The sequence below is a fragment of the Rhizobium sp. BK289 genome (assembly GCF_014193575.1).
Classification (GTDB): domain Bacteria; phylum Pseudomonadota; class Alphaproteobacteria; order Rhizobiales; family Rhizobiaceae; genus Rhizobium; species Rhizobium tropici_C.
The window spans coordinates 433,079-455,047 of record NZ_JACHZO010000003.1 but is presented as its reverse complement, the minus strand read 5'-3'; the positions used below and the strand labels follow the sequence as shown (position 1 = coordinate 455,047).

Sequence of the window (21,969 nt, the reverse complement as noted above, 5' to 3'; positions counted from 1 at the left end):
GCTGGCCTTTCAGGCTTACAGGCTCCAGACCGCATGACCCTCCAACAGAGGATTGGCTCGATCGAGTGCCGCCTTCACGTCGACGACGACACCGTTTTCGCTCAGGAGATCGAGGATAGTGGCTGCCCCTTCTATCAGGTAGGACTTGTGGGGAACGGCAAGCACGACGGCATCAAGCTTGCTGAAGTCCCGCAACTCCCTAAGCTTTATGCCGTATTCTTCCTCAGCCTCCGAAGCGCTCGCCATCGGATCGTGCACCAGCGGCTCCAGGCCGAACTGATGCAGTTCGCTTATAATGTCGGGAACCCGGCTGTTGCGCAGGTCGGGCACGTTTTCCTTGAAGGTGAGACCGAATATACCGATCCGCGCGCCGTTGATCGGCTTTTTCGCCGCGACCAGCATCTTGATGAGTTTCTGGGCAATGAAGGCGCCCATGCCGTCATTGATGCGTCGGCCGGAGAGGATGACTTCAGGGTGATAGCCGAGCTCTTCCGCCTTGGCCGTTAGATAATAGGGATCGACGCCGATGCAGTGGCCGCCGACGAGACCGGGGGTGAAGGGTAGGAAATTCCATTTCGTCCGCGCCGCCTTCAGCACGTCGGCCGTGCGAATATCCATTTTCTCGAAAATGATCGAAAGCTCGTTCATCAGTGCGATGTTGACGTCGCGCTGCGTATTCTCGATCACCTTGGCGGCTTCGGCCACCTTGATGCTGGGGGCGCGGTGAATGCCAGCCTCGACCACGGCGCCGTAGATTGCGGCGATCCTTTCCAGCGTCTGCGCATCATCGCCGGCGACGACCTTCACGATACGCTCGAAGGTGTGTTCCTTGTCACCGGGATTGATGCGTTCCGGCGAATAGCCGACATGGAAATCCTCGCCCTGGCGCAGCCCGGAAACTTCCGCCAGCACCGGGCCGCAGACCTCTTCGGTAACACCGGGATAGACGGTCGATTCATAGACGACGATCGAACCTTTGCGCAAAACCTTGCCGACCGTACGCGAGGCGGAAATCATCGGCCTCAGATCCGGCTGGCGGTTCCGGTCGATCGGCGTCGGCACAGCGACGATGAAGATATCGCGATCGCGAAGATCCTCGATCTCGCTGCTGACGCGCAGTCCGCTCGACCGGAGCCGCTCGGCAGAAACCTCCCGGGTATCGTCCTCGCCGGCCTGCAGCGCAGCGACGCGGGAGGCCTTGATGTCGAAGCCGACCACATCATGGAATTTTTCGGCAAGCGCAATCGCGACAGGCAGGCCAACATAACCGAGGCCAATGACGGCAATTTTTTCGTTCAACACAATATACCTCGAACACTCCGCCTGAATTAGCCCAAATTTGAAGCTGATGTCAGCGCCTAATATTTGCCCTCGGGAACATTTCAGCCGCAGTCGCATGAATGTGATGATCGGTCGGTCGCTTTACAACAAGCGCAAATCGGCGGCATTGCGGCATCTCGTGACGAGAGTTTCAGGTGGGATGATGGGACGTCTATCGAAACTTTCTGATTTCGAACCTATTTATTGGGAGTGAGACTTCATTTCTTTGAAAGCGTATTCGCAATGCGAAATAGCTATCTCAAACATCTCCGCACACAGCGCGAACAGCTTGAAGCCAAGCTTGAGCTGCACATAGCCCGCTATTGTTTTGGCGAAGGCGAGGTGGACGACGGTACCGAGGCGGAGCTCCGGCAACGCATTGAGGAAATTTCCGACGAGATTGCCACTCTCGAGGCCGAGCGCGGCGAGTAAGATTGCATGAGGCAGGTTTCCAGCTGTCCGGATCGATTCTGACGCTTACAAAATAGCAAAGTCGTGGGGCGATTCTTGCCAGTTTCGTCTTCACCTGTCACGACCGCTGACAATATCCCTGGAAACATTAGGATCCCTGGAAACATTAGGCTCGTGGTCACTCTATCGTCATGCTAGGTCCTCGCTTTTCGAATTGGTCATGCGTGCATCGGCTCGGAACGCCTCCATACCAATCTTGCGAAGCTCGCGGTATTGTGCGGTATCTGACGGAATCCGGCTTGCCTCGATCAGGGCGCCGAGCAGGAATGCGCGATCGGCTTTTCTCAAGCCAGCCTTGATGATCAATCCACCGAAGATCATCCTTTCGCGCGTTTCGCGCTTACGATCTTTTGTCATGTCGCGTTGCCGCCTTCGTTCGAGAAGCATAATCCGCTGATCTAACCTCTTAAGCGGATTCGCCTGTCGTCCTTTGTTCGCCGTCGCGAAATCGCGCTGCGATCTCGGCGAGAGCGTCATTGAGCTCGGCGTCGGAAATATCCAATTCGGCGAGACCGGCCCTTCGTGCCGCGCTAGCGAAACGTTCATTGGCCTTGGCGACCATGTTCTTGCGTTTCTCCCTGAGCAGCTCGATCTGTGTGTCGATCTCGGAGACCGTGGTTCTTGCACGCATATCTGTCCTTTCTTTCATCAGGGGCGAGTCTGATGGCATCTTTTATACTGCATTAAATGCAGTAGTCAAATCAGCTGAAATGATATAGGAAAGCGGAATTCGTCTTGGAAAATTGGTCTCTTTCGAGGCATTTTCGCCAAGAATCTCAATATCTGCGCGGTGCTGATGTGCCGGAAAAGATAGAGTCAAATATGGCTATCATGTTTTTGAGAGCGAAAATGATCAGCCGCGGAGCGGGACAGAACGTTGTCTCGGCTGCCGCCTATCGGCATCGTACCAAGATGACGGATGAGCAGGTGGGGACTAAGTTCCGCTACTCCGCAAGTGCAGAGGAACTCATCCATGAGGAACTCGCTCTGCCCGAGGATACGCCGGCATGGTTGCGAATTTTAATCGACGGCCGATCAGTTGCCGGCGCCAGTGAAGGGCTCTGGAATGCTGTCGATCGTTTCGAGACCCGCCGCGATGCACGCTTTGCCCGCGAGATTATCCTTGCGCTTCCAAACGAGCTCAGCAGGAGGGAGAATATCGTGCTGGTGCGCGACTTCGTTCGCGAAAACTTCGTGTCGCGCGGAATGGTCGCAGACTGGGTCTATCACGACAAGAAGGGAAATCCGCACGTCCACGTTATGACCACGTTGCGTCCACTGACCGCGGAAGGGTTTGGGCCGAAGTACGTCGCTATCGTCGACGATATGGGCGAGCCGCTGCGCCTCAAAACCCCCGATAGGCCGAAAGGAGCAATCATTTACCGTCCGTGGGCAGGCAACAAGGCAACGCTGGAGGAATGGAAGCTTGCATGGGCTCAAACGGTAACGCACCATCTGGCACTTGCCGGTCACGATATCCGCATAGACGGCCGCTCCTATGAGGAGCAGGGGTTGCGGGGAATGGCGCAGCGCCACCTCACTCCCGCCCGCGTGGCGCGTCTACGCAAAGGTGCCGATGTCTATTTCTCCCCTGCAGCATTGGCGCAGCGTTACGAGACGGCCGATCGCCTCGCTGCCAACCCCGGCCTACTGCTTAGGCAACTCAGCAACGAGCGCTCGACTTTCGATGAAGCCGAGATTGCCCGTGCCCTGCACCGCCACGTTGATGATCCAATCGTCTTTGCCAATATCCGCGCGAAACTGATGGCGTCGGACGATTTGGTAATGCTGCGGCCGCAGCAGGTGAGTGCGGAAACTGGTGGGGTCGAGCTGCCGGCAGTCTTCACGACGCGCGCGACCATCAGAACCGAATTCCACATGGCGCGGTCGGCATTCAATCTCTCGAACATCAGTGGCTTCGCGGTATCGTCATCCCAAGTTGATGCTGCGATAGTTGAGATTGAGGCAGCGCCAAACAAGGCCATTCGCCTCGACGCTGAGCAGGTCGATGCGGTTCGGCATATCACAGCCGATAGTGGCATTGCCGCAGTCGTCGGCATTGCCGGCGCTGGCAAATCGACACTGCTGAGTGTGGCACGTATCGCCTGGGAGCGAGACGGCAGGCGCGTCCTCGGAGCAGCGCTCGCCGGCAAGGCGGTGGAGGCATTGAATGGCAGTTCCGGGATCCGTTCGCGTACGATTGCTGCGTGGGAGCTTGCCTGGAAAAACGACTATGACCTACTGCGGAAGGGCGACGTGCTGGTTCTAGACGAAGCTGGCATGGTATCGTCGGAACAGATGGCGCGTCTTCTCAAACGCGTCGAGGACGCCGGCGCGAAAGCAGTTCTTGTCGGCGACGCGATGCAACTTCAGCCGATCCAGGCGGGAGCTTCCTTCCGCGCCATCGTCGAGCGCATTGGCTTCACCGAATTGGTCGGCGTTCGCCGCCAGAGGCACGAATGGGCGCGAGAGGCGTCCCGTCTGTTGGCCCGTGGAAATGTTGAGGAAGCTTTGAGTGCCTATAGCGCCCATGGCCATCTCCTCGAAAGTGACACGCGCAATGATGCGGTTCAACGCATCGTCTCCGACTGGGCCAGCGCTCGCCTTGATGCCATTGCCAAGGCGGAGGTCGAAGGTCGTAAGTTGCGTGGCGACGAGTTGATGGTTCTCGCCCACACCAACAGCGATGTGAGACGCCTCAACGACGCGATCCGTGCGGTCATGTTGCAACAGGATGCGCTTGGGGAGAGTAGGTCGTTTCGTACAGAGCGCGGCATACGTGAGTTTAGCGAGGGAGACCGGATCATCTTCCTGGAAAATGCGCGGTTCGTCGAACCCAAAGCTCCTCACTTAACTGTTCAGCACGTCAAGAACGGCATGTTTGGAACGGTCATATCGACAGCGGGTCGAGGCGGGGTACCATTCCTTTTCGTTCGGTTGGACAGTGGTCGGGATGTCATGTTCTCCGAAGACACTTATCGCAATGTCGACCATGGCTACGCCGCAACGATTCACAAGAGCCAAGGATCGACCTTCGACCGCGCTTTCGTGCTGGCAACAAGCATGATGGACCGACACCTGACATATGTTGCTATGACGCGTCATCGCGAGCGTGCCGATCTTTATGCGGCAAGGGGAGATTTTCAGCCAAAGTTCGAATGGGGCAAGCCGGCGCGCGTCGAACATGCCGCTGGCATCACAGGCGAGCTTGTTGAAATTGGGCTTGCGAAGTTTCGCGAGCGGGACGACGCTGGTCCTTCCCCTTATGTTGACGTCAGAACGAACGATGGAACCACGCATCGCCTTTGGGGCGTCAGTCTGCCTAAGGCGCTTGAGGAGGCCGGCGTGAGGGTCGGCGATACAGTGACCGTGCGTAAGGATGGAACTGAAAAAGTTACCGTTAAAGTGCCTGTCATTGATGAGAAAACGGGCGCGAGGCACTTCGAGGATCGCGTTGTCGAACGCAATATTTGGACGACCTATCCAGTTGATAAGGCCGAGGCTCGGATGGAGCAACTTGCCGCAGACAATCACCGACCGACGCTCTTTGCGCAACTAGTCGAACGGCTGTCACGCCCCGGCGAAAAGACGACAACGCTCGATTTCGAGAATGAGGCGTCTTATCGATCCGTGGCTTTCGATTTCGCAAGGCGGCGCGGCATCGACACGATCGCGGATTATGGTCACGCCGTCGAGGCACAGGTCGAGCGTCTATCCAATTGGCTTGCGATACAACGTGATTATGTAGCGCAGCTCTGGCAACGGTCGAACGTGCCCTTCGGGGCCACAATCGAAACTCCGGGGCGAAATACTGCTATTCACGCGACAGACGACAAAGACGCGTTGCCCGCTTCGGTCGCAGATACTTCCAGTCTATTGCCCGCTGTGAAATCTCTTACCCGATCGATCGCCGAAGATGCGCGCCTCGCCCAACTCGCATCTCCTCAATGGAAGGAACGAGAAGCGCTCCTGCGTCCGGTGCTTGAGCGAATCTATCGTGAGCCAGATAAAGCGCTTTCCCGTCTGAACGAACAGTCATCGAACCTCGCGCTGGATCCAGGCATCATGGCGAACCGGCTGTCACGCTCTCCGCAAAGCCTAGGTGCGTTGCGGGGCAGCAACACGCTGATCGCTGGCCGGGATGATCGAGCTACGAGGGCTGACGCCTTGGCTGCGGTATCCGAACTGGTGGTTCTTGCACGGGCGCACGCAACTGAGTTTCGCAAGCAGGCGGATCGGTTCGACGATCGCGAACGAAGGCGTCGGTTGTTCATGGAGGTCACGGTGCCAGGCCTTTCCGACAGAGCAAGAGGGCGACTCGCTGAGTTGGAAGCAATCCGACAGCAGGGTGGGCAGGAGGCATACCACACAGCATTTCGTATTACCGCGGAGGATCGTTCCGTTGTTCAGGAAATCAAGGCGGTGAGTGAAGCCTTGAACCGCCGATTCGGACGGGATGCCTTCACGGAAAAGACTGATCAATTCGCAGATCGCGATACCGCGATGGGCATACCGGAAACGATTGACAAGGAGAAGCGGAGCGAGTTGATCGCAATATTTACTGCTGTCAAACGCTTTGCCGCCGAGCAGCAGCTCGCCGAGCAACCGGATAGGCTCAGGACCGTTGCCCCGGCCAACCCCGACGACCTCAACACCATACCTGCGATGTTGCCGTCGGTTACGAAATTTAAGGCAAGCCTCGATGAGGAGGCGCGGATGCGCGTGACCGAGACTGAGCATTACAAACAGTTGAGAGCTGCACTCGCTGTGACTGGGTCCGTGATCTGGCGCGACCCCGCGGCTGCCGTGACGATGATCGAAGATCTGGTGCGCAAGCAGATAGACCCTGAGCGCATTGCACGTGCTGTTGCCACAGAACCAACGGCCTATGGCCCTATGCGCGGTAGCGGCAGGGCGATGGATAGGCTGCTCGCCGGTGGTCGCGAGCGCAGGGAAGCTCTGCAGGCGATTGAGGCAGTTGGTGCTAATATACGCTCTCTTGGTCGATATTACTTGAGCGCTTTTGAAAACGAAAAATCGGCGGTCATGATAGAGCGCGGACAGATGGCCATACCTATTCCAGCGTTGACGAGAACTGCCCAGACAGAGTTGCGGCACATCACGTCCGCGACGGAGAAGAACCCGCGCGAGCTGGCACGATTGGTCCGGTCGTTGTCACCAGATGTGCGACACGAATTTTCTCTTGTCAGCAAGGCACTTGATGCTCGCTTCGGGCCGGGTGCAATTTTGCGCAACGAGACCGATGTTGCCAACATGGTCTCGAAGTCTCAGCAAACGGTCTTCAAAGCCATCCTTGGGCAATTGCGCACGATCCAGCGTGCCGTCGCTATAGATAGGGCAGAAGAGATTATCGCTGAGCGCCAACGTCGAACGATTAACCGTGCCCGTGGTGTTGATCGCTGAGACGGTCCAGAGATTTTAAAGGGAGAACGACAGGCTCATATCGGGGTCCGCCGGCATGCCTGCGCGGTCTGATCGGCGTTGCATGGCGATGTTTCGCTCTGTGAGCGCGCAAATATCTCGACATCGAAGGTTATTCAACGCGATAAGGTCCGACACGATAAAAGCGAGCGAGAAAGCGATGAAGCCAAGCCTGTCCACCCTTTTGAGCATCAATGGCGGTTATGTCGACACCGCCGGGTTTCTGGCGCTTCATGGGTTGTTCACCGCCCATGTCACGGGCAATTTCGTGACCCTTGGCGCCACCTTGGCGGTTGGAGCCTCGGGTGCGGTGGCAAAGCTCCTGGCTTTGCCGGTTTTCTGCGTCGTCGTCGTTCTTGCCCGCCTAGTTGGGAGCGATCTGACGCGGCGCAATTTGCCGACGCTGCGGATCATGCTGTCGCTGAAACTCCTGCTGTTGATACTGGCAGCGATCTTCGCCATTCGCTTCGGACCCTTTGCCGATGGTGATGATTGGCAGCCGACCGTCACAGGCATGGTGCTCATTGCGGCGATGGCGATCCAGACGACGGCGCATCGTATTCACCTCGGCTCGACACCGCCTACGACGATGATGACGGGTACGACAACTCAGATCATGATCGATATCGCCGATCTCCTGCGCGGTGCCACGCCCGAGGAGAAAGCGGCGACGACGGCACGGCTTGCCCGCATGGGTGCCGCCGTCGGCGGCTTTGCGCTGGGCTGTGCGATGGCGGCGGCGCTTTTCCTGTTCGTCGGCATGGCTTGTTTCCTGCTGCCGCCGGTGCTGGCACTGGCCGGAATTCTCATGCATACCGGCAGAGCCGACACGAAGCCGGCTTAGCTTTTCGCCTCCGCCCATTCCTGATCTTGCTGATCTTGCACCTTCCTCCCGTCTTGCAAGTCGGCTACAGCTCTCTAAGTGTACGCGTCGGATCGAGCTGGTCCGCCGCGCTTGGGGCGGCAAATCCTTGTGAGTTAAGAAGGGATGGTCATGGCAGGAGAAACGGTGCTTGTGGTCGGCGGAGCCGGATATATCGGTTCGCACACTTGTCTGGATCTGGCGAACAAGGGGTTCAAACCCGTCGTCTACGACAATTTCTCCAATGGGCATCGCGAATTCGTCAAATGGGGTCCGGCCGAGGAAGGCGATATTCGTGATCGCGCCCGTCTCGACGAGGTGCTGGCCAAGCACAAGCCTGCCGCGATCCTGCATTTTGCCGCGCTGATCGAGGTCGGCGAGTCGGTCAAGGATCCCGTCGCCTTCTACGAAAACAATGTTGTCGGCACGCTGACCTTGCTCTCGGCTGCCCAGGCGGCCGGTGTGAAAGCCTTCGTCTTTTCCTCCACCTGCGCGACCTACGGTCTGCCGCAGAGCGTGCCGCTCGATGAGAGCCACCGGCAGGTTCCGATCAACCCTTACGGCCGCACGAAATATATCGTCGAGCAGGCGCTGGCGGATTATGACCAATACAAGGGGCTGCGCTCCGTCATTCTGCGCTATTTCAATGCGGCCGGCGCCGATTTCGAGGGGCGCATCGGCGAGTGGCATACGCCGGAAACCCATGCGATCCCGCTCGCCATCGATGCGGCGCTCGGAAGGCGCCAGGGCTTCAAGGTCTTCGGCAGCGATTATGATACGCGCGACGGCACCTGCGTGCGCGATTATATCCATGTCCTCGATCTTGCCGACGCCCATGTCCGCGCCGTGGAATATCTGCTTGATGGCGGCGATTCCGTCGCGCTCAATCTCGGCACGGGCACCGGCACGACGGTGAAGGAATTGCTCGGAACGATCGAGACCGTGTCCAACCGACCGTTCCCGGTCGAATATGTCGGCCGCCGCGAGGGCGATTCGACGACGCTGGTCGCCAACAACGACAAGGCTCGCGATATTCTCGGATGGTCGCCGCAATATGATCTGACCGAGATCATCCAATCCGCCTGGAACTGGCATGCCAAGTCCAACCAGCACTGAGCAGCGTTCTTTCGCCGGTGTTGGGGGCAAACGCCCGAACGTTCTGCTGATCTCGGCGGATCAATGGCGGGGAGATTGTCTCTCCGCCGTCGGTCATGAATGCGTCAGGACGCCGAATGTCGATGCGCTCGCGCGAGAAGGCGTGCTCTTCCGGCAGCATTATGCCGGAACGGCCCCCTGTTCCCCAGCACGGGCGACGCTTTATACTGGCCTTTACCAGATGAACCATCGCGTTTGCCGCAATGGTTCGCCGCTGGATGCTCGTTTCGATAATATCGCGCTTGCCGCACGCCGGGCAGGCTATGACCCGACGCTGTTCGGCTATACGGACACGGCGCCCGATCCACGTGGCCGCGATCCCCGTGATCCGCATCTGACGACCTATGAGGGCGTGCTGCCCGGCTTCACGGCGCGGCAGCTTCTGCCCGAACACGAAAAGCAATGGCTCTCCTGGCTGCGCTCGCGCGGCCATGCCGATGCCGTCAGTCGCGATATCCATGTTCCGGTCGGTGCCCAGCCCGGCGAGATTTCCAGCAACGCGCCTGCCTATTCCAAGGAGGAGACGCAGACGGCCTTTCTGGCGGGCGAGTTCATCCGCTGGCTTGGAGAGCAGGATCAGCCCTGGTTCGCGCATGTTTCTTTCCTCCGGCCGCACCCGCCCTTCTCGGTACCAGAGCCCTATAACCGCATGTTCTCGACGGCTGACGGCCCGGCTTTCGCGCGCGCCGCCGATCGCGAGACGGAGATGGCAGCGCATCCGCTGCTTGCCTTCGGCCTGCCGCTGATCGGCAAGGGCAGCTTCATACATGGCGGCAAAGGCTCCATCGATGAGTGGACGCCTGAGGATTTTGCGGCGATCCGCGCCATCTATTACGGCATGATCGCCGAAGTCGACGCGCAGCTTGGCCGGATCTGGCAGGCATTGAAGGATGCCGGCGACTGGGACGATACCGTCATCGTTTTCACCTCGGACCATGCGGAGATGATGGGCGACCACTGGATGCTCGGTAAGGGCGGTTTCTTCGATGGCAGCTATCATGTTCCGCTCGTCATTCGCGATCCCTCCCAGCCCGCAACGCATGGCCGGCAGGTAGAGCATTTCACCAGTGCCGCGGATATTTTCCCAAGCCTGTGCGACCGGCTCGGGATCGCGCCGGTAAACCATGTCGACGGCGAAAGCCTGCTGCCGTTCCTCTCCGGTTCCAAACCGGAAAACTGGCGCGATACGGCTTTCTGGGAGTTCGATTTCCGCGATATTGCCGAGGGCATTCCCGAGCGGCATTTCGGCTTGCGGTCCAATGCCTGCAATCTGGCTGTTATGCGCGACGAGCGCTTCAAATATGTCCATTGCGCCGGGCTGCCGCCGCTGCTCTTCGATCTTGCGAAGGATCCGGCGGAGCTGTCCAATGTCGCTGAAGATGGCGCCTATCTGGCAATCAGGCTCGCCTATGCCGAAAAGCTTCTCTCCCTTCGCGCCCGGCATCTGGACCAGACGCTTGCCTATACGGAGCTGACGGAAAAAGGGCCGGTATCGCTCCGGCCCTGACCAGCTTCTGTCATTTGCTTTTACGCAATTCCGGACAAAAACCGCTGCGCAGTTTTCCTGGTATTGCTCGTTAGGCGAACGAGCCGAGATAGTTCATCTTGCCGACGGGCAGCCCACGGCTGCGCAGGATGTCGTGCGCCGTCGTCACGTGGAAGAAGAAGTTCGGCAACGCGAATTTCGCCAGGTAATCCTCACCCTTGAAGACGGTCTTGTTGCCTCCGGGTGTGATCGTCACCTCCCGCATGTCGCTGCCTTCCATCGTGGCCGGCGTGATCGTCGCCAGAAAATCCTGCGTCTTCTTCAGGCGTTCCCGCAGGTCTGCGACGGTCGTCTCGTTGTCTTCGAAACGCGGTGCATCGATGCCGGTAAGTCGCGCAATGGTGAGCTTCGCCGTATCGGAGGCGCGCTGATATTGGCCGGAGAGCGGCAGCATGTCGTCGATGAGGCGAGCGGAAACGAGTTCCTCCGCCGCAATGCCTTTCTCCGCGGCATGGGCTTCGATCTTGTCGAGATAGGCGGAGAGGTTTTGCAGGCCGCGTTGAAAGATGGGAACCGAGAAATTGTACATCGAAGGCATGCGTGTTCTCCCTTGCTTGCCGCGCTGGGGCAGGTTGGTTATCGACATTCTATTCCGTTCCGGCGTTGATGGAATAACCGTTCCATCACGCAGGGCGTCCGTATGTAGGTTCGGCCTTCGCGTCTTGCAGCAGTGCCGGCGATAAAATCCGTCTTCGCGGGTTCCCGTAACGCGGCCGGAATTTGGTGTTGACCTTTGCGATGAAAAATGGAATGAATATTCCGCATAAAGAATTTTACGGTTTGTTTGTTCCGTTTTTTTTCAACGTGGCCGTCATGGGAGTGACGACCGAATTGACGACAGGCCCTGCGGTCGAGACTGAGGGCCCCGGCATTCAGGAGGGTGTGGCCGGGCACCGTATCTGGGAGGAAAACATGAAGAAATTTATCCTTGGCTCCGCGATGGCGCTTATGCTGTCGACCGCAGCCCATGCCGAAACCATCGGCGTTTCCATGGCGCTCTTCGACGACAACTTTCTGACCGTCTTGCGCAACGGCATGCAGGACTATGCAAAGGGCATGAGCGGCGTGACGCTGCAGGTGGAAGATGCTCAGAACGACATCGCCAAGCAGCAGAGCCAGATCCAGAATTTCATCGCCAGTAAGGTCGATGCCATCATCGTAAATCCGGTCGACACCGATGCGACGGCTGCCATTTCCAAGCTCGCCGCCGACGCCAAGATCCCGCTCGTCTACGTCAACCGCGAACCGGCCAACGTCGACAGCCTCCCGGACAAACAGGCCTTCGTCGCCTCCAACGAGCAGGAATCCGGCACGCTGGAAGCCAAGGAAGTCTGCCGGTTGCTGGGTGGCAAGGGCAAGGCCGTCATCATGATGGGCGAGCTTTCCAACCAGGCTGCCCGCATGCGCACCAAGGACGTCCATGATGTGGTGGCGACCGACGAGTGCAAGGGCATTCAGATCGTTCAGGAGCAGACCGCCAACTGGCAGCGCACCCAGGGTGCCGATCTGATGACCAACTGGCTTTCCAGCGGCCTCGAATTCGATGCCGTCATCTCCAACAACGACGAAATGGCGATCGGCGCCATCCAGGCACTGAAGGCTTCCGGCAAGTCGCTGGACAAGATCGTGGTTGCCGGCGTCGATGCCACGCAGGACGCGCTTGCCGCCATGCAGGCCGGCGACCTGAAGGTCACCGTGTTCCAGGATGCCGCCGGCCAGGGCAAGGGCGCAGTCGATGCCGCGCTCAAGCTCGCCAAGGGCGAGAAGATCGAGAAGAAGGTCTACATTCCCTTCCAGCTCGTCACGCCGGCCAACGTCAAGGACTTCGTCAAGAAGAACTGAGAACGAAAATGATCGACGGATGCGGGCTTAAAGGCCCGCATCCTTTGAAATCCGATCTGCCCGGGAGGGAAAAATGGTTGTGAGCCCATCCACCATGGCGGCGGTGCGCGCCAGCGGCGTTGTTCCCAACGCCACCTACCTGTTGAGCGCGGAAGGCATTCGCAAGGAGTTTCCCGGCGTGCTCGCCCTCGATGACGTTTCCTTCCGCCTGAAGCGCGGGACGGTGCACGCGCTGATGGGCGAAAACGGTGCGGGCAAGTCGACGTTGATGAAGATCCTTGCCGGCATTTATATCCCCGACCAGGGCGAAGTGCTGCTGAAGGGTGTCGAGATCCGGCTGAAGTCACCGCTCGACGCGCTGGAAAACGGCATTGCCATGATCCATCAGGAACTGAACCTGATGCCTTTCATGACGGTTGCGGAAAATATCTGGATCCGGCGTGAGCCGAAAAACCGCTTCGGCCTCGTCGACCATGCGGAGATGAGCCGCAAGACCGAGGAGCTTTTCCAGCGCCTCAACATTTCCATCGATCCGGAAATCCAGGTGCGCGAGCTTTCCGTCGCGAGCCGGCAAATGGTCGAGATCGCCAAGGCGGTTTCCTATAATTCCGACGTGCTGATCATGGATGAGCCGACTTCGGCGCTGACCGAGCGCGAGGTTGCGCACCTCTTCCAGATCATTCGCGACTTGCGCGCCCAGGGCATCGGCATCGTCTACATCACCCACAAGATGAACGAGCTGTTCGAGATCGCCGACGAGTTTTCGGTCTTCCGCGACGGCAAATATATCGGCACGCACGCCTCCACCGACGTGACCCGCGACGATATCATCCGCATGATGGTCGGCCGCGAGATCACGCAGATGTTCCCGAAGGAGGAGGTGCCGATCGGCGAGACCGTGCTGTCGGTCAAGGATCTGAGCCTCGAGGGCGTCTTCTCCAATGTGTCCTTCGACGTTAGGGCCGGCGAGATCCTCGGCGTGGCCGGGCTTGTCGGATCGGGCCGGTCCAATGTCGCCGAGACCATCTTCGGCGTGACGCCGGCCTCGTCCGGCACGATCGAGCTGTTCGGCAAGAAGACCGAAATCACCTCTCCAGCCGCTGCTATTCGTCATGGCATGGCCTTCCTGACCGAGGACCGCAAGGATACGGGCTGTCTTCTCATCCTCAGCGTGCTCGAGAACATGCAGGTGGCCGTGCTGCACGACAAGTTCGTGCGCGGCGGCTTCGTGCAGGAAGGCGCGATCGAAGAGGCCTGCGAGGAGATGGCTAGGAAGTTGCGCGTCAAGACGCCAAACCTTGACGAACGCATCGAAAATCTGTCCGGCGGCAATCAGCAGAAGGCACTGATCGGCCGGTGGATGCTCACCAATCCCCGCATTCTGATCCTGGACGAGCCGACGCGTGGCATCGACGTCGGTGCCAAGGCCGAGATCCATCGTCTCGTTACCGAAATGGCACGCAACGGCGTCGCCGTCATCATGATCTCCTCGGAAATGCCCGAGGTGCTCGGCATGAGCGACCGCATCATGGTCATGCATGAAGGACGGGTCACCGGATTCCTGGATCGCGCAGAAGCAACTCAAGTGAAGGTGATGGAGCTGGCCGCGCAGTGACGCTGCCAATCATCGCAAGGGAGGATTGAACCATGGTTAGCAAAGTTGCAGAGGCGGCCGCCCCGGCAGTCACCCGGCCAAGACGTCGCCGTGTGCCGCCCGAACTCGGCATCTTCCTGGTGCTGATCGGCATTGCGCTTCTCTGCGAGATTCTCGGCTGGATCTTCGTCGGCCAGAGCTTCCTGATGAACCTGCAGCGCCTGAAGATCATGATCCTGCAGGTCTCGGTCATCGGCATCATCTCGGTCGGCGTGACGCAGGTCATCATAACAGGTGGTATCGATCTCTCCTCCGGCTCGGTCGTCGGTCTCACCGCGATGGTCGCTGCTAGCTTTGCCCAGTCGTCGACATGGGCAAGGGCCGTCTACCCGGCATTGACCGACATGCCCTTCTTCGTGCCGATCGGCATCGGCCTGCTGATCGGGCTTCTCGCCGGCTACATCAACGGCCAGCTGATCACGAAAACCAAGATCCCGCCCTTCATCGCCACCCTCGGCATGATGGTTTCGGCCCGCGGCCTGTCGAAGCTCTATACCAAGGGCCAGCCGATCTCGGGCCTCACCGACCAGTTCAATTTCATCGGCTCCGGCATCTGGCCCGTCGTCGTCTTCCTCATCATCGCGGTCCTCTTTCATATCGTGCTGCGCTACACGCGCTACGGCAAGTTCACCTATGCGATCGGCGCCAATCTGCAGGCGGCGCGCGTATCGGGCATCAATGTCGAGGCGCATCTGGTCAAGGTCTATGCGATTGCCGGGCTTCTCGCCGGTCTCGCCGGCATCATTACTGCCGCCCGGGTGCAGACGGCGCAGGCCGGCATGGGCGTCAACTACGAGCTGGATGCGATCGCGGCTGCCGTCATCGGCGGGACGTCGCTGACGGGCGGCGTCGGGCGTATTGCCGGCACGGTGATCGGCACCGTCATTCTCGGCGTGATGATCTCCGGCTTCACCTTCCTCAACGTCGATGCCTATTACCAGGAAATCGCCAAGGGCTTCATCATCGTCGCGGCCGTTGCCATCGACGTCTACCGCCAGAAGAAGCGGGCCAAGCGCTGAAACGCCCGAACATCGTCAGCGTTCTATCATGCTCTCAAGGCGGGGTTTTTGCCCCGCCTTTTTCCATTTGAATATACGGTTCCATGCAAATGCAAATTTTTTTCATTTGGGTATGGCGAATCCTGTCAGCTTTTCTATTCTGCCCGCTTTCCATTCGCTCACTCGAGCGCTTCATCCGGGATAGACAATGCAAGCCGTATTCGATGGTCATAACGACGTTCTCTTGAGGCTCTGGCATCACGCGCGCGATGGCGCCGACCCGGTCGCCGAATTCAAGGACGGGACGTCTAGCGGCCATATCGATGCGCCGCGTGCGCGTGCCGGCGCCCTGGCCGGCGGTCTTTGCGCCATTTACATTCCGTCGGGCGATCTCGTCTTTGCCGATCCGGATAGCAAGGGCCATTATGCTACGCCTTTGGCGGTTCCGCTGGAGCGTGCGCCTTCCCTCGATATTGCTCTCGAAATGGCGGCGATCGCGCTGCGGCTCGACCGTGCCGGCGCCTGGAAGCTCTGCCGTTCCACCGCAGATATCCGTGATTGCATGGAGAAAAACATTTTCGCTGCGGTCATGCATATGGAAGGCTGCGAAGCGATCGACGCCGATCTCGTCGCGCTCGAAACCTTCTATGCAGCCGGCCTGCGCTCACTCGGCCCGGTCTGGAGCCGCAACAACGTCTTTGCTCATGGCGTGCCCTTTGCTTATCCGAGCTCTCCCGACACCGGACCCGGCCTGACCGAGGCCGGCTTCGCGCTGGTTCGCGCGTGCAATCAGCTTGGCATCCTCGTCGATCTCGCCCATATCACCGAAAAAGGCTTCTGGGATGTGGCAAAGACCTCGGATCTGCCGTTGGTCGCGAGCCATTCCAACGCGCATGCGCTGACGCCCGTCGCACGCAACCTCACCGACAAGCAGCTCGACGCCATCAAGGAAAGCCGCGGCATCGTCGGCCTCAATTATGCGACGGCCATGCTGCGCGACGATGCGCGCTCGGATGCCGATACGCCGCTCGAGGTGATGGTGCGGCATGTCGATCATCTGGTCGGCCGCGTCGGCATCGACTGCGTCGGTCTCGGATCGGATTTCGACGGCGCCACGATTCCGGCTGAAATCGGCGATGCCGCGGGCAACCAGAAGCTGATTGAAGCCCTTCGCAGTGCTGGTTATGGTGAGGCCGATCTTGCAAAGCTGTGCAGGGAGAACTGGCTTCGCGTCCTGGCGTCCGCCTGGAAGGAAGGCAGCCGATAAAGTGCGTGCCGATATTGCGTAAAGTTTGTTAAGAGGGGAATGAGAATAATGATGATGACCAAGATGAACCGCGGTTTGCGCGCACTGTCTGCCGGTGTGGCTCTCTCGCTTCTGTTGATGGCGACGCCGAACGCATATGCTGCGACGCCCAAGGACACGCTGGTCGAGGGCTTTGCCTTCGACGATATTCTAAGCATGGATCCGGCCGAAGCCTATGAGCTGTCGGCTGCCGAAATCACCGGCAATACCTATAGCCTGCTCGTCCGTCTCGACATCAACGATACGTCGAAGATCAAGGGTGACCTTGCCGAGAGCTGGACGGTTTCCGACGATCACCTGACCTATACGTTCAAGCTGAAGCCCGGCCTGAAGTTCGCGTCCGGTAACCCGATCACGGCTGAAGACGTTGCATGGTCCTTCGAGCGTGTCGTCAAGCTAAACAAGAGCCCGGCCTTCATTCTCACGCAGTTCGGCATCACCGGCGATAACGTGACGGAAAAGGCCAAGGCAACCGACGCGAACACCTTCACCTTCACTGTCGACAAGCCCTATGCGCCGAGCTTCGTGCTGAACTGCCTGACGGCAACTGTTGCCGAAGTGGTCGACAAGAAGCTGGTCCTGCAACATGTGAAGCCGGCAACGCCGACCGCCGATTACAAATACGACAACGACTTCGGCAACAGCTGGCTGAAGACCGGATTTGCCGGTTCCGGTCCGTTCAAGCTGCGTGAATGGCGCGCCAACGAGGCCGTCGTGCTGGAGCGCAACGACAACTATTACGGCGAAAAGACCAAGCTGAACCGCGTCATCTATCGCTTCATGAAGGAAAGCTCCGCACAGCGCCTTGCGCTGGAGAACGGCGATATCGATATCGCCCGCAACCTGTCGCCGACCGATCTCGAGGCTGTCGAGAAGAACCCGAAGCTTGCTTCGACCAGCGCGCCGAAGGGCACCATCTACTATATGAGCCTCAACCAGAAGAACGCCAATCTGGCCAAGCCGGAAGTGCAGCAGGCGTTCAAATATCTGGTCGATTATGATGCCATCGGCAAGACGCTGATCAAGGGCATCGGCGAGATCCATCAGACCTTCGAACCGAAGGGCATGCTCGGCTCGCTGGATGAGAATCCGTTCAAGCTTGACGTCGCCAAGGCCAAGGAATTGCTGGCCAAGGCAGGCCTGCCCAATGGCTTCTCGATCACCATGGACGTGCGCAGCATCGAGCCGGATACGGGCATCGCGACCGCGATCCAACAGACGCTCGGCCAAGCAGGCATCAAGGTGGAGATCATCCCCGGCGACGGTAAGCAGAAGCTGACCAAATATCGTGCCCGCAACCACGATATCTACTTCGGCAACTGGGGCCCGGACTATTGGGATCCCCATTCCAACGCCGATACCTTCACCACCAACGACGACAATTCCGATACCAGCAGCAACAAGACGCTCGTGTGGCGCAACACCTGGACCTCTCCCGAACTGGAGAAGCAGGCCAAGGCGGCGCTCTTTGAAGGCGATGCGGCCAAGCGCGGCGCCATGTATGAGGACATCCAGAAGAAATTCCTGGAAGCAAGCCCCTTCATCATCCTCTATCAGCAGACGGAAGTCGCCGGCTATCGCAAGGACGTGAAGGACTTCAAGCTCGGTCCGAGCTTCGACAACAACTTCGTCTGGCCGATCTCCAAGTGATGATCCGGCAGGACTAGGTCTTTGAGCACTGTCGAACGGAAAATGCAGGTGCGGCCCAAAAAGGGCCGTGCCGCTCCCTTTTTCATGGGTCTGCTGCGATTCCTTGTCGTGGCCGTCACCACCTATCTCGGCCTTCTGGCCGTCACCTTTTTCATCGGGCGCGTCATACCGATCGATCCGGCGCTTGCGATCGCCGGCGATCACGCGCCGCAGCAGGTGCTGGAGCGTCTGCGGCGCGAGATGCATCTCGACGAACCGCTTTATCTGCAGTTCTATTACTATCTGCTGAGCGCACTCAGCGGCGATTTCGGGACGTCTGTGCTGACGACCAATCCGGTCATGGATGACATCAGGCGCGTCTTCCCCGCGACGATGGAGCTCGCCACCGTTGGCACGATCATCGGCGCCTTGTTCGGGGTTCCCTTCGGTGTGCTCGCCGCGGTGCGTCGCAACAGCATGATCGACCAGATCGTCCGCGTGATCGGCCTCGTCGGCTATTCGGTGCCGGTCTTCTGGCTGGCCATGGTCTCGCTCGTCATCTTCTATGCGAAGCTGAACTGGGTCGCCTATCCCGGCCGCATCGACATCGCCTATGAATATAGTTTCACGCCGGTCACGGGCTTCTTCCTGCTCGATAGCGCCATGCAGGGCCAATGGGACGTCTTCTGGGACGTGTTCCGCCACATCATCCTGCCGGCATCGCTGCTCGGTTATTTTTCGCTCGCCTATATCAGCCGTATGACCCGCAGCTTCATGCTGAACGAACTGGGGCAGGAATATATCGTGGCCGCTCGCGCCAAGGGTCTTTCCGAGACGCGGGTGATCTGGGGCCATGCATTGCGCAGCGCCGCCGTGCCGCTGATCACGGTGATTGCGCTCTCCTACGCCGGGCTGCTCGAAGGCTCCGTGCTGACGGAGATCGTCTTCTCCTGGCCAGGCATCGGTTTCTATATCACCAGTTCGCTGCGCAATGCCGACATGAATGCCGTTCTCGGCGGCACGATCGTCGTCGGCACGGTGTTCATCGGCATCAATCTGATTTCCGATCTTCTGTATCGGACACTCGACCCAAGGACCCGACGTAAATGACTGTCGAGACCACCCAACCCAGCTTGAGGGACTGGCTGCTCTCCGATCGGCCACAGTCGCGCCGGCAGGCGAGGCTAGGGCGCGCCTATGTCACCTGGCGGCAGTTCTCCGCTAATCGCCTGGCCGTCATCGGACTGCTGATCATCGTTGCGCTCGTGCTTGTGGCGGCGCTCGCCGATGTGATCGCGCCGCATTCGCCCGTCATTGGCGATCTCACGAATGCCTATCTGAAACCGCCCGGCACGCCGGGTTATCTTCTCGGTACCGACGATCTCGGCCGCGATATCCTTTCGCGCCTCATCTACGGGTCGCGCTGGACGCTCTATATCGTCGTCCTGGTCGCGATCATCTCGGCGCCGATCGGGCTGATCATCGGCATGGTGTCGGGCTATCTGGGCGGCTGGGTCGATGTGATCCTGATGCGCATCACCGATATCTTCCTTGCCTTTCCGAAGCTGGTGCTGGCGCTTGCCTTTGCCGGTGCGCTCGGCGCCGGCATCGAGAACGCCGTGATCGCTATCGCCATCACCTCCTGGCCGCCCTATGCGCGCCTGGCGCGGGCCGAAACGATGACGGTGCGGCGTTCGGACTATATCGCCGCCGTGCAGCTCATGGGCGCTTCGCCGCTGCGCATCATCTTCCGCCATGTCATGCCGCTCTGCATCTCCTCGGTCATCGTCCGCGTCACGCTCGACATGGCCGGCGTCATCCTGACGGCCGCCGGCCTCGGCTTCCTTGGTCTTGGTGCGCAGCCGCCGCTGCCGGAGTGGGGCGTGATGATCGCAAGCGGCTTCAAATACTATCTCGATCAATGGTGGGTGGCGGCCATGCCCGGCATTGCGATCCTTATCGTCAGCCTCGGCTTCAACCTGCTCGGCGACGGCCTGCGCGACGCGCTCGATCCGAAGGAGAGCGGGCAATGACGACACTTTTGACCGTCGAGAACTTGAGGGTTCGTTATCCGACCCGCACCGGCGTCATCGACGCCGTACGCGGTGTGTCCTTCACGCTCGGTCGTGAGCGGCTCGGCATCGTCGGCGAGAGCGGATCCGGCAAATCGCAGACCGGCCGCGCCATCATGGGGCTGACGCCGCCGCATGGCATCGTCACCGCCGACAGATTGAATTTCAGCGGCATCGACTTGCTGTCGATCTCGGCCAAGGAGCGCCGGTCACTGCGCGGCAAGCGCATTGCCATGGTGCTGCAGGACCCGAAATATTCGCTCGATCCCGTCATGACCATCGGCCGGCAGATCACCGAGACGCTACGCACCCATGAAAAGGTGAGCAAGGCCGAGGCCCGCGACCGTGCCATGGCCATGCTGGAAGCGGTGCAGATCCGCGATCCCGGCCGCGTCTACGACCTGCATCCGCACGAGGTCTCGGGCGGCATGGGCCAGCGCGTCATGATCGCCATGATGCTCATCGCCGGGCCGGAGCTGCTGATTGCCGACGAGCCGACTTCCGCGCTCGATGTCACGGTGCAGCTCGACGTGCTCAAGATCATGGACAAGCTTGTCTCCGAGCGCGGCATGGGGCTGATTTTCGTCTCGCACGACCTGCGGCTGGTGTCGTCCTTCTGCGACCGCGTGATCGTCATGTATGCAGGTAAGGTGGTGGAAGAGCTCAAGGCTTCCGAATTGAACAATGCCCAGCATCCCTATACGCGCGGTCTGCTGAACTGCATGCCTGTTATCGGCGAAAACCGGCATCCGCTGCCGGTGCTCGACCGCAAGCCGGAGTGGGCGGCATGACGACAGCACTCGCAGTTGATGGCCTCAGCGTCGTCTATGATGGCTATTATGCGCTCGATGCCGTCGGCATCGACGTGAACAAGGGCGAATCCTTCGGCCTGGTCGGCGAGTCCGGCTCCGGCAAGTCGACGCTGCTGCGCGCCGTTGCGGGCCTCGCGCCCGTTACCGACGGCACGATCCGTGTCGGCGGCGAGCAGCTGAAGGGCGCCAGGCGCAGCAAGGCCTTCTATCGTCAGGTGCAGATGGTGTTTCAGGACCCCTACGGTTCCCTGCATCCGCGCCAGACGATCGACCGACTGCTGCTGGAGCCTTTGTCGATTCATGGGATCGGCGACACGGAGACCCGGATCGCCAGGGCGCTGGATGAAGTCGGCCTCGGAAAAGGCTTCCGCTTTCGCTATCCGCACCAGCTCTCCGGTGGCCAGCGCCAGCGCGTTGCGATTGCGCGCGCGCTGATCGTCGAGCCGTCGATCCTGCTGCTCGACGAGCCGACTTCGGCGCTCGATGCATCGGTGCAGGCCGAGGTGCTCAATCTGCTCGAACAGGTGCGCAGGGACCGCCATCTGACCTTCGTGATGGTGAGCCACGATCTCGGCGTCGTCACCCATATGTGCGAGCGCTTGGCCGTCATGCGCAACGGCGCGGTCGTCGAGAGGCTGACCGCAAAGGAGCTGGCAGCCGGCGACGTGAAAGAAGATTACACCCGCAATCTGATGATCGCCAGCAAGGGGTTCGTCCGCGCCTGAGTGGGCGACACCTTGAGCCTTGCCGCGTTAACGAATGGGACGGGTAAACACGACCAATCGTATAGACTATTGACACCCGCCGCAATTCTGTCATGATCTCGTTAATGGCAGTTAACTTTCGTGATCCCGATAAGG

The 21,969-nt window shown here is 59.5% G+C and carries 18 protein-coding genes; 14 read left to right on the top strand and 4 right to left on the bottom strand.

The genetic code is table 11. The features are described 5' to 3' along the window. Positions 1 to 15 precede the first annotated feature (15 nt). On the bottom strand, positions 16 to 1,302 hold the full coding sequence (locus FHT84_RS08285) for a nucleotide sugar dehydrogenase (protein WP_183761626.1): 1,287 nt from the start codon (positions 1,300 to 1,302) through the stop codon (positions 16 to 18). A 261-nt stretch (positions 1,303 to 1,563) separates the two neighbouring features. On the opposite strand from FHT84_RS08285, the gene FHT84_RS08280 reads away from it, so the two are divergent. Beyond that, a complete protein-coding gene (locus FHT84_RS08280) occupies positions 1,564 to 1,752 on the top strand; it encodes a hypothetical protein (RefSeq protein WP_112341640.1) in 189 nt (62 codons plus the stop codon). A gap of 168 nt (positions 1,753 to 1,920) precedes the next feature. Here the strand turns inward: FHT84_RS08280 and FHT84_RS08275 are convergent, their stop codons facing one another. Together FHT84_RS08275 and FHT84_RS08270 are read right to left on the bottom strand one after the other, a co-directional pair. Then, complete coding sequence (locus tag FHT84_RS08275; RefSeq protein WP_183761752.1) at positions 1,921 to 2,148, bottom strand: conjugal transfer protein TraD; 228 nt, start codon at positions 2,146 to 2,148, stop codon at positions 1,921 to 1,923. A gap of 49 nt (positions 2,149 to 2,197) precedes the next feature. Then, positions 2,198 to 2,422, bottom strand: a complete 225-nt coding sequence (locus FHT84_RS08270; RefSeq protein WP_183761609.1) for a TraC family protein — start codon at positions 2,420 to 2,422, stop codon at positions 2,198 to 2,200. 191 nt (positions 2,423 to 2,613) lie between these two features. Here FHT84_RS08270 and traA point away from each other — a divergent pair, with 191 nt between their 5' ends. The 4 genes from traA to FHT84_RS08250 all read left to right on the top strand — a co-directional run bounded on the left by traA (position 2,614) and on the right by FHT84_RS08250 (position 10,757). Further along, positions 2,614 to 7,215 carry a Ti-type conjugative transfer relaxase TraA gene (gene traA, locus FHT84_RS08265; protein ID WP_183761748.1) on the top strand — a complete coding sequence of 1,534 codons (4,602 nt, stop codon included), beginning with the start codon at positions 2,614 to 2,616 and terminating at the stop codon, positions 7,213 to 7,215. 178 nt (positions 7,216 to 7,393) lie between these two features. Continuing rightward, positions 7,394 to 8,077 (top strand): DUF1275 family protein, encoded by a 684-nt coding sequence (locus FHT84_RS08260; RefSeq protein WP_183761606.1) that lies wholly within the window; start codon positions 7,394 to 7,396, stop codon positions 8,075 to 8,077. Positions 8,078 to 8,227: 150 nt separating this feature from the next. Continuing rightward, positions 8,228 to 9,211, top strand: coding sequence for a UDP-glucose 4-epimerase GalE (gene galE, locus FHT84_RS08255; protein WP_183761603.1), 984 nt, complete (start codon positions 8,228 to 8,230; stop codon positions 9,209 to 9,211). Next, positions 9,189 to 10,757, top strand: a complete 1,569-nt coding sequence (locus FHT84_RS08250) for an alkaline phosphatase family protein (RefSeq protein WP_183761601.1) — start codon at positions 9,189 to 9,191, stop codon at positions 10,755 to 10,757. Before galE ends, FHT84_RS08250 begins: the two co-directional genes overlap by 23 nt. A 70-nt stretch (positions 10,758 to 10,827) precedes the next feature. Here FHT84_RS08250 and FHT84_RS08245 read toward each other — a convergent pair whose 3' ends face one another. Then, a complete protein-coding gene (locus FHT84_RS08245; protein WP_112341625.1) occupies positions 10,828 to 11,334 on the bottom strand; it encodes a DUF1993 domain-containing protein in 507 nt (168 codons plus the stop codon). 374 nt (positions 11,335 to 11,708) lie between these two features. Between FHT84_RS08245 and FHT84_RS08240 the strand changes: the two genes are divergently transcribed. The 9 genes from FHT84_RS08240 to FHT84_RS08200 all read left to right on the top strand — a co-directional run bounded on the left by FHT84_RS08240 (position 11,709) and on the right by FHT84_RS08200 (position 21,834). Next, positions 11,709 to 12,638: a sugar ABC transporter substrate-binding protein gene (locus FHT84_RS08240; RefSeq protein WP_113249636.1), complete on the top strand. Its 930-nt coding sequence runs from the start codon at positions 11,709 to 11,711 to the stop codon at positions 12,636 to 12,638. A gap of 73 nt (positions 12,639 to 12,711) precedes the next feature. Then, entirely contained in the window at positions 12,712 to 14,253 is a 1,542-nt protein-coding gene (locus FHT84_RS08235; RefSeq protein ID WP_113249591.1) for a sugar ABC transporter ATP-binding protein, read from the top strand. Positions 14,254 to 14,285: 32 nt separating this feature from the next. Continuing rightward, positions 14,286 to 15,311, top strand: coding sequence for an ABC transporter permease (locus FHT84_RS08230; protein WP_113249592.1), 1,026 nt, complete (start codon positions 14,286 to 14,288; stop codon positions 15,309 to 15,311). A 187-nt stretch (positions 15,312 to 15,498) separates the two neighbouring features. Further along, positions 15,499 to 16,557: a dipeptidase gene (locus FHT84_RS08225; RefSeq protein ID WP_183761599.1), complete on the top strand. Its 1,059-nt coding sequence runs from the start codon at positions 15,499 to 15,501 to the stop codon at positions 16,555 to 16,557. Positions 16,558 to 16,605: 48 nt separating this feature from the next. Continuing rightward, positions 16,606 to 18,246 (top strand): ABC transporter substrate-binding protein, encoded by a 1,641-nt coding sequence (locus FHT84_RS08220; RefSeq protein WP_183761596.1) that lies wholly within the window; start codon positions 16,606 to 16,608, stop codon positions 18,244 to 18,246. 21 nt (positions 18,247 to 18,267) lie between these two features. Then, positions 18,268 to 19,335, top strand: a complete 1,068-nt coding sequence (locus FHT84_RS08215) for an ABC transporter permease (protein WP_112341619.1) — start codon at positions 18,268 to 18,270, stop codon at positions 19,333 to 19,335. Beyond that, positions 19,332 to 20,258, top strand: coding sequence for an ABC transporter permease (locus FHT84_RS08210; protein ID WP_113249595.1), 927 nt, complete (start codon positions 19,332 to 19,334; stop codon positions 20,256 to 20,258). Before FHT84_RS08215 ends, FHT84_RS08210 begins: the two co-directional genes overlap by 4 nt. Beyond that, entirely contained in the window at positions 20,255 to 21,088 is an 834-nt protein-coding gene (locus FHT84_RS08205) for an ABC transporter ATP-binding protein (protein ID WP_112341617.1), read from the top strand. Before FHT84_RS08210 ends, FHT84_RS08205 begins: the two co-directional genes overlap by 4 nt. Next, positions 21,085 to 21,834 (top strand): ABC transporter ATP-binding protein, encoded by a 750-nt coding sequence (locus FHT84_RS08200; protein ID WP_112341616.1) that lies wholly within the window; start codon positions 21,085 to 21,087, stop codon positions 21,832 to 21,834. The genes FHT84_RS08205 and FHT84_RS08200 overlap by 4 nt, the downstream gene beginning before the upstream one ends. The last annotated feature ends 135 nt before the right edge of the window (positions 21,835 to 21,969 follow it).